Consider the following 8868-nt stretch of genomic DNA (forward strand, 5'->3'; position numbering starts at 1 on the left):
TATTCATCTTTTTATTCACGATCGAGTATTGCATATAATTGTATCATAGTCTTGATAATGATTTAGGATTGCTATAGTATTGGCAGAATTTACTGTTAAACTACCTGGATTAGTCGCTGCTGTTGACGGTTGTAAGCTGAGATTTGCGGGCGCGGGAGTCGTGTTATTTGGCTGACTAACAGAAAAAATGGCAAAAAACCCCGTTTCTTTGGTTTTGATGCGTCCAGGACTATAGGATTTAAGGGCGATCGACCTTACAGCCTTAAGGATGTCGCCACTTTAGCGCTGATGACTGAGTTTTATGGCAATTTGCGATCGCAGCCAATTAAAGCTGAAGCGCTCAGAAAAGCTCAACTGGCAATGATCCACAAACAAATTGTAGTAAAAGACGGTCAATTGCGGGGAACTCAAGGCGCGATCGACATAAATCAAGCTACACAAGTAGCAAATGCAGATGTCTCACACCCGAAGTTTTGGGCCGGATTCGCAATTGGCAGTCCTTGGTAAATTAATTGGAGATTTGATATTCACCAGTGGTAAGGTGTAAGGCTAGACGCACCCTACATTGACTGGCGGGATTTTGCAAAAAGTAAATGTATCCCTGACTACTATCTATTTATGTCATAAATTTGCTATGAATAGCGAAACTAAACACTAGCGGGGCAAAACCTGTGGGCAAGTTTGATAAAATATTCAATTCAGAAGACCAATCCGAAGCAAGCTTGACTTTAGAAGAATCCGTAGCAGCGGTAGCACTTGTCGCAGCGGAGGCAAATTCCCCTGATACGGATGCTGATATCTTAGAAAGCATACTTTGGGAATCAGAAATATTTGCTGAATACTCGGAAGATGATATGTCAGCCATGTTTCAAAGACTCGCCAGTATTGTTGCCCAAGACGGTTTAGGAGCATTATTTAATACTGCTTGGGAATCCATGCCAGATGAGTTAGTATTGGATACTTTTGCAATAACCGCAGCAATGTTTGTCGCAGATGGCGAAATATCTCAGAAGCACCAGGCTTTTCTTCAGGAATTCCAGCAAGCATTAGGTGTGGAAGACGAGGAAGCAGCAGAAATTATTGAGGATGTAATTGCTGCTTACTCGGAAGTAGAGGGCGAAGAGTCTGATTTCGATAATGCGGCATGGTACGTATCTCCTGAAGGCAATTTTAGCGTTCCCATTCCTGTTGACGAGGAACGAGGCGGTAAAATTGATGATCAAGAAGGTTGTGTCGCATTTTCAGACGACTTTGGCGTTTTGCTGAAAATTGATTATTTCGCTGTTGCTGGTGAAGTGGAAAAAACAATCGAGTCGGTTGGCGAGGAAGCTTATCTCAAGTCTTTTCTCGACAATTTTGTTTCTCAGGCAATTCTTGCTAATGTTGCCAATTCTAAGTTACTCCACGCAGAATATTTAGAAGATGAAGAAGCTTATTTCGTGGTTTTAGATTTGCCTGCGGGTGCAACTATCAGCGTGCAAGAAAACGAGGGTCCTCTGACTCGGTTGGATGCTTACCGGGGACTTTTGGCTTTTATTGCTGACGATTTTTGCTACACGGTAAGCTGTCAGCGCATTTATCACGAGGGGGATGAATTGGGTTCGCTGGAGTCTGAAGTTGAGGGAATTATGAACAAGATTTTTGAGTTTATTGAGACAATTGAATTTGGGCCGATCGAATAACCAGGAATTATTTAGGGGAGCTAAAAACCGGGTTTCTTTCTAAATGTTTCGCTGGTTAACTCTATATTTTCAGAGAAACCGGGTTTTTTGCCAACCATTCTCAGGATATTACATCATGTCCGGTCGATCGACCAAAATCCAACTGGTTGGTAGTCAGGACTTGAGTTTTCATTACTTGCCCGATCGCGGTTATTTTACCGCATTGCTAGATATTAGAGGTTTTTTACGATCAAAGAGTGCGATCGACAACAGGGTTTTTTGACCCATTCTCGATCGCACTTCCAGATACATTCAGTCAACCACAGTCGAGAGACAGCAGCAATTAGCCGCCATTTACGACTAATTAGTAGTCTGAGCTTCCACCAATCTTTGCTTGAGTTCTTCCAGAGCACTCGCCCAGCGCGGATCTGGCTGCACTGAGCCGGAATCAGCGCTCGACACCGTTGTTGCTGACTGATTGCGGCGAGACTTGTTGTTGTCACCCCGACGGCGATTGCTTTTGCTGGAACCGCCTCCACCTTGGGTAGGGGGAGCCGAAGCCGAGCGCTGCTGTTGCTGCGGCGCAGGCACAGGCATAGGCACAGACGCCGATGCCGACACCAACTGCGGTGACTGCGGCGACTGCTGCTGATCGTCTTCGCCCTTTTCAGATTTACCCTTAGAACGGGGCAGTGCCTTTTCTATTTTCAGGGGGTTTTCTTTGAACATCAAGCCGTTGTATTTCTCAATAACTTGGTCGGCTTGTTCGTCGGTTAGCACCGTCACAAAACCGAAGCCTCTGCATTTACCAGTTTTGCGGTCTGTAATTACCTTTGTGGTAACAGATTCGCCCTCCGGTGCAAAAACTTCTTGCAATTCTTGGCGATCGAGTTCCTTCGGTAGATTGCCAACATAAAGACGAATAGACATGAAAAATTCCTCCCGACTTGGATTTTAATTAATTTGCTCGAACAGAATTACCTGAAGTCAACTGAATATTGACTTCAGGCAAACACCACATAACCCGAGAATTGGCGCATTCCTCCCACCAACCTTGACAGCTCCCCCCACCTTTTAGAACAAAAAGATGATTTACTCTGATAAGGCCGGAACTTAACCGCCGATGCAGAGAGCTTTTAAATCTCAGGTTGTTGTGTAAACTTTTAGTCATCACTCAAATGTTTAGGCTATTGGCTATTCTGTATTACTTGCTTCCGGTTTTGATTCAGAATGTTTATAGCCAGCGCCGTCTCGAAATTTATGTCCAAGGATGTCAATTGCAAGCGATCGGAATGCCAGTATTCAGTTTAATACAGTGATGGATAAAATGGCTAACATTTTTTCAGCCAGTAATCTTACCTCGTTCCTAATCTCGCTCCTAATGCTGAGAACTACTCACTTACCCGGTATCCCTTAAATCGGGCCCGGCAGAGTCCGAGCATTCTTTAAAGGTATCACAGCCTTGGTAACAGAGCTAGTTATTTAGGAAGATTTCAGTCTGAATTTAACGGAAACCACATCTGAATCACTTTTGAGAATTCATCCCGCACAGCAAAAATAGCGGTCGAAAAAAAACAGCCGACAAGCGGCTGGCTGTACTTGCTGTGTTGGGATGTTGACAATTTTTACGCAATGCCTTAAGGGATTTTAGCCAACTGAAGTTATCGCGCTATTTAATTCAATCCAATTCCTGTAAACTAATGTAACAGAGGGCTGGCAAAAAAGCAACTTTTCTTAATGAAGGAAGAAGGAAGTTCGGCAACGGATTTTGTAACGGATGTAACGGATAGACTCTAGGGTGCGTAGGGAGCAACTCCAGAATCCGATCGCCCCTCCGCTGTTTAACTCAAAACTAATCCTGGCTGCGCGTTGAGGCCGATCCACACCACAATCGGACAACTATTCTTCACCTTGGGCCTTGGATAATGATGTAGGCGCCCCAAAAAGCAGCAGCAAAAGCCAAAATCGCAGACCAAATCGGATGTCCGCTGTCACTAACCCTCCCTCCTTGACTGCGGAGACTTTCAAGGTCGATCGCCACAGTAGCACCCCGGCGCAGCCAACCAGTCGCCACAACAGATGTTCCGATCAAATCGCTGGGGCGAGTAGTCTCTTTGAACAAAAATGGCCACAAAGAGCCAATGTAGCCAAACCTCGAAACATGGTGCAACCTCACCAAACCTGTCGCCGTTTGCAAAATCAAATCTTGTCCCAGCCAATTATTCATACCCGATCGACCCAAAAGTTGGCCTTCGAGCCGCACCGGTTCAGCATCCAGCGGCAAACTATCGGGATTTGACAAAATTTCCGGCAAACTCGGCGAAGCGGTTTCTCGCGGTGTAATATCCGGGAAGAAATAATTGATCCGCATCAAAGTACCGATGCTAAATCCGATCGGCAAACACCCCCAAAGAATCGATCGATCGCCCCAAAGCCAATCCAACTGCCAGATACTCGTCCTCGAAAAAATCCCGCCAATCAGCCAAAGCACCCCGACTATCGCCAAACTCATCGGAATTCCAAAAAACGGCGCACCCTGTAAAAATAGTTTTGAATCTTTAAATTCGAGTATTGACTTAAACAGAGACAATTTTCCTTTCCTGGGTTGTTCTTGGACTCCCGCGTTTGCCAAATCTAACTCAGTCTCCAGTTGCCAAAATTGAGCATAGAGGGCCAACAGCTTCAAACGCTCTCCCAGCAAAGGATGCGCGCGGTTAACCGTCAACCAGTTGCGCTCGCGATTGCTGACATCCCACAGCAAAATCTGTTCTAGCGGCGCGTGTAATGCAGCAGAACCAAGGGTTACAGCTTGTCCAACGCCTACAGGTAACAATAGATCGAAACTTTCGAGGAAAAAGCTAGTTTGTTTTTGCTGTTCGATATTATCAGCAATGCCGATCGCAATTTTACCCAGTGCCCGCGTCAAACCGTTAGGATTTCCCGTAATTTCAGCAGCAGTGCGATCGCTAAAATACACTCTGCGGCGCGACAGCCACAACATCGGCCACCTGAACAACTTATAAATCCCATAACTCGTAGCAGAAATTGCAGCGGCCACAAATTTGACAGCAGAACGCAAAAACTCGATCGTCATTAAATCACACAACCGCTCTTGCCAGTGCGCCACCTGCCAATAAATCAAGTAAGGAATCTGAATCACCAGCAGCGCCAGCGACATCGGCGCAAAATCCAAGTGAGAAATGTGCCCCAACTCCCGCGCGAAAATAGTAGCAATTTCATCATCCGTCAATTGTTCCAACAGCCCGCGACTCACCGCAATCCGAGCAAAACGGGGCAAACAGCCGTAACTGAAAGCTACAGGAACATTCAGCGGCAAGAGTTTCAGCACCGGCACCGGCATATTTTGCTTGGTACAAAAACTTCGCAGTACCCGACTAGCTTCCTTGCTGTGCTTGGATAAAACTGACCCGCGCAGGGTTTCGATGCCGCAAAACAGTTTCAGCAGCGCGTCTATCAGCCACGGAGACGAGGCCAAAAGCAATCCAAAAACCATCTGAACAAACGGAGTTGGATCGCGGTAAAAAAGCTGAATCGGCGCGAAAATAGGCAGTCTAGTGAATATGTAAAGCTGAACCAACAGAGAATTAGTGTTTGTCAGCAGGAATTGCAGGACAAACCGGGCTAGGAAAAATAGGGCGATCGCACTTGCAACGGCTTGCAGCCGAAACTCCAGCAACTTCAGGGGTTTGAGGGGGCGCGGGCTTTTCGCGCGGCCTGCTTCGCGCCAAGTGAGTTGGTAAGTATCTGGGCTGGCGACTCCGGGGATATCTGTTGGGGAAGCGGAACTATTTTCGCTGCTAATTTCTGTATCGGGTGCGGTTTCTGTAGGGGCGGTGCCCCCGTGCCCGCCCTCTGATGTCGGGCGAATCGGCTGTGTGGGGGGTGGAGGTGGCGGGGAAATCGGTTTCGATTTGGCGTTTTCTGGCTCTACAACCGGGTCTAAAGGTAAAAATCCTGTTTTTTTGTCTGCGCTCGGTCGATCGCTCCCAAGCGATTTTTTCGGCGATTTTGTTCCGGCATCAAAGGCGACAAAGCCTGTTTCGGGGGGAGTTTCTGCGGATTTTGGTTTATTTGCCGGTGGCTTTGGGGGGCGAGGGGGGGTTAATTCTTTTAAAGCGCGCTCGGCCCAAGTTTTGACTTGAGTGTTGGGACTTTTGGCGAGGGAAGAGCACAGGGCGATCGCCTCTTTCACATTACCTGTTGCTTTGTACGCAGCCACCAACCCCATCTGCGCGCGAATTCCCGACGGTTGATTAGCTGCGGTTTGGGTAACGGATTCTAAAAGGGCGATCGCGGTGGGGTAATCCTGCTGTTTCAAAGCTGCTAGCCCAGCCTCTAAAGACTGTTTTGCAGATGAATCCGCCGGATTTTGATTAGTGGGAGGTGCCATGACTGTGCTTTCGCTAGCGTCCTTTCTAAGATAGCTTGGGTGGTCGATCGATAGCTGTTCTAACACAGCTCTATTTCTCTGTCACCAGTTGTTGCAGTTTCTTCGGCGGTTGAAACCGCTCAATATTCAAACTTTCGGCCATTCCCAGCGGACGATCGTTGTGATCGGGCAGAAGTTTAAACCCCTCCCTCAAAGTTAAAGTCTTCGCTATGAAGACTGAAGATTTATGCTAAATCCGGGTTAAATACTTCCTTTATCTCTTAGTCCGCGAAGGCGGACTTTGTTTGACAAGAAGCGATTTCAATCGCCGATTCAATCTAATTTTTGCTTATAATTAAATTAACACCTCACCCGCACACTTATGCCAATTGACGACGAAAATTTTGAAAGCGAATCAATCGGGGACGATCGCAAACTCCAACTCTTCACCGACAGACACGAATTTACCCGCCGATTTGCCTTTTATTTAAACGAAGACCCGCCTCCGGAACAAATTTTGTATTTTTTCGGCGATGGAGGCAACGGCAAGTCATTGCTCCTAAAACACTTGCAGTATAACTGCTGCAAAAGATTTTCGCCGCAGGTTTGGCAACAATTGCGCGCACTCCCAGAATCAAAAGCGGCCGAAGTTGCTAATTTCGTCCGTGAAGCCAAAAACTACACCCCCATACCCGCAGTCAGACACGATTTCGGATTGATACCGATTAAAGAAGATAAACCGCAAGATAGATTTTACGGCTTGCTGATGCTGCGGCGAAATGTAGCAGCATCAGCAAAAAAATATAAATTTAAATTTCCCAATTACGATTTTGCTTGCTTTTGGTATTTGCTGAACAAAGGCGAGTCTGACGCAACTCTCAGCCAGCTTTTTCCCGATGATGTCATGGAATTGTTGACACCTGTAGTTGAAACTTTTGCAGACTTTCCGGTGGTGGCGCAAGCTGTGGCGGTGCTGAAAGGGATAGATAAATTGGGCGGTATCAAGCGGGCGATGAAATTAATTCAAAATCGCTTGGGTGTCAGCGACGAAAAGGCAGATGAAATTCGGCGGAAAGATATTGATACTGAGTTAACCGACGGTTTGCCGAAATTGTTTGCTGGGGATTTGAATGCGGCTATGGCTGGCAAAAACAAACCAGAACGCCTCGTGATGCTGTTCGATACTCACGAGAAAATGTGGGATGAAAAACGCAATTCTCAAGGCGCAACTTTTTGGTATCAAGATGAGTGGTTTCGGCGGTTGTTGAGGGCATTGGATTACAAATTGGGGATTGTGGTTGCTGTAGCGGGGCGAGAGTGTCCGGTGACGCAATTGCGGTGGCCGAATGCGTCGAAGTTTCCGATTCCCGCAGATTATATAGATGCACAATTGGTTTGGCATTTGTCCCCAGATGATGCGAGGGATTACTTGCACAAAGTGGAGATTGACAAGACAGATTTGGCAGATGCTGTAATTAAATATGCCAGCGTCAATCCCGATGATAATTGGGAGAATTTGCAGGTACATCCGTTTTATTTAGGTTTGTGCGCGGATGTGGTGCTGGCAGAAAGAAGACGGGGAATCGAGTTGCTGGCGTCGGATTTTTCGGGGATTCCGAAGTTGGAAAATAAGACGGCGGAGTTAACGGATCGGCTGCTTTTGTATGTGGATCGGGAAGTGCGATCGGCTGTGCATTCGCTGAGTGCTTGCAGCGCTTTTGATGAGGATTTGTATGTGAAATTGGGAGTGGGTTGTCACTTCCAGGCAAGTAGTGCAAATTTTGAGGTTTTGACGAGTTTTTCCTTTGTGTGGAAATCGGAAAAGCGGGGGGATAATTGGTATCGGATTCACGATTTATTGCGGCGCTTGGATGCCGATCGGGATCATCCGAAAACTCGCAGGGCGCATGAGGTTTTAGAGGGGCATTATCGGGAAGTGGGGGATGCGGCTGAGGCAATTTATCATGCTAATCGCTTGGATTGGGAGCGGGGTGTGAAGGAATGGGAAGAGGTGTTTGATGAAGCATTGCGGCTGAGTCGTTACGGGGAATGCGAGTCGCTGCTGGGAGTTAGAGATGAGTTGTGGATTAAAAGTGATTATTGGCTTGGTAGAGTTTCGCGCTCGGAGGGAGATTACTATGCTCGGTTGGCTCGATATGTAGAGGCAAGACAGGAACATTTAGAGGCAGTTGCAGCCTATAATTCTGCTTTACTTATTGCACCGGATGATATCGCTGCTCTCACCAACAAAGGGAATGCACTGCAAAGTCTAGGTGAATTGCAAGCACAGCTAAGTCAATTTGAGACGGCAAAACAGTCTTATTTTGAGGCGATCGCAGCCTGTAATTCTGCTTTACTTATTGCACCGGATTATATTTGTGCTCTCAACAACAAAGGGATTGCGCTACTACGTCTGGGTAATTTGCAAGCAATTCTGAGTGAATTTGAGGCGGCAAAACAGTCTTACTTTGAGGCGAGCGCTGCCTGTAATTCTGCTTTACTTATTGCACCGGATTATATCAATGCTCTCAACAGCAAAGGGATTGCGCTACTACGTCTGGGTGAATTACAAGCAAAGCTAAGTGAATTTGAGGCGGCAAAACAGTCTTACTTTGAAGCGATCGCAGCCTATAATTCTGCTTTACTTATTGCACCGGATTATATCAATGCTCTCAACAACAAAGGGAATACGCTGCGAAGTCTGGGCGAATTGCAAGCACAGCTAAGTGAATTTGAGGCAGCAAAACAGTCTTACTTTGAAGCGATCGCAGCCTATAATTCTGCTTTACTTATTGCACCGGATTATATCAATGCTCT

General features: G+C 46.6%; 5 protein-coding genes. 3 read left to right on the top strand and 2 right to left on the bottom strand.

Translation table 11 applies throughout. The annotated features are described in order from the left end of the window. Window positions 1-231: 231 nt before the first annotated feature. A complete protein-coding gene (locus tag QUA77_RS27995) occupies window positions 232-507 on the top strand; it encodes a CHAT domain-containing protein (RefSeq protein WP_333453856.1) in 276 nt (91 codons plus the stop codon). Window positions 508-671: 164 nt separating this feature from the next. Further along, on the top strand, window positions 672-1682 hold the full coding sequence (locus QUA77_RS28000; protein ID WP_333453851.1) for a tellurite resistance TerB family protein: 1011 nt from the start codon (window positions 672-674) through the stop codon (window positions 1680-1682). Between the two features lie 339 nt (window positions 1683-2021). Here QUA77_RS28000 and QUA77_RS28005 read toward each other — a convergent pair whose 3' ends face one another. Both QUA77_RS28005 and QUA77_RS28010 read right to left on the bottom strand, forming a co-directional pair. Continuing rightward, entirely contained in the window at window positions 2022-2591 is a 570-nt protein-coding gene (locus QUA77_RS28005) for an RNA recognition motif domain-containing protein (protein WP_006633606.1), read from the bottom strand. 976 nt (window positions 2592-3567) lie between these two features. After that, the gene (locus QUA77_RS28010; RefSeq protein ID WP_333453853.1) at window positions 3568-6138 is read right to left on the bottom strand and encodes a zinc metalloprotease HtpX; all 2571 of its coding nucleotides are present in this window, start codon (window positions 6136-6138) and stop codon (window positions 3568-3570) included. Between the two features lie 295 nt (window positions 6139-6433). Between QUA77_RS28010 and QUA77_RS28015 the strand changes: the two genes are divergently transcribed. After that, window positions 6434-8868, top strand: a 2435-nt coding sequence (locus QUA77_RS28015; protein WP_333453854.1) for a hypothetical protein, incomplete at its 3' end; no start/stop codon positions are given.

Origin of the sequence: Microcoleus sp. K5-D4 (assembly GCF_036704575.1) — a bacterium.
In the GTDB taxonomy this organism is placed as follows: domain Bacteria; phylum Cyanobacteriota; class Cyanobacteriia; order Cyanobacteriales; family Microcoleaceae; genus Microcoleus.

Bases quoted from the DNA above. Each gene is read 5' to 3' on its own strand.
- QUA77_RS28005 (WP_006633606.1), bottom strand. From the start codon at position 2,591: ATGTCTATTCGTCTTTATGTTGGCAATCTACCGAAGGAACTCGATCGC.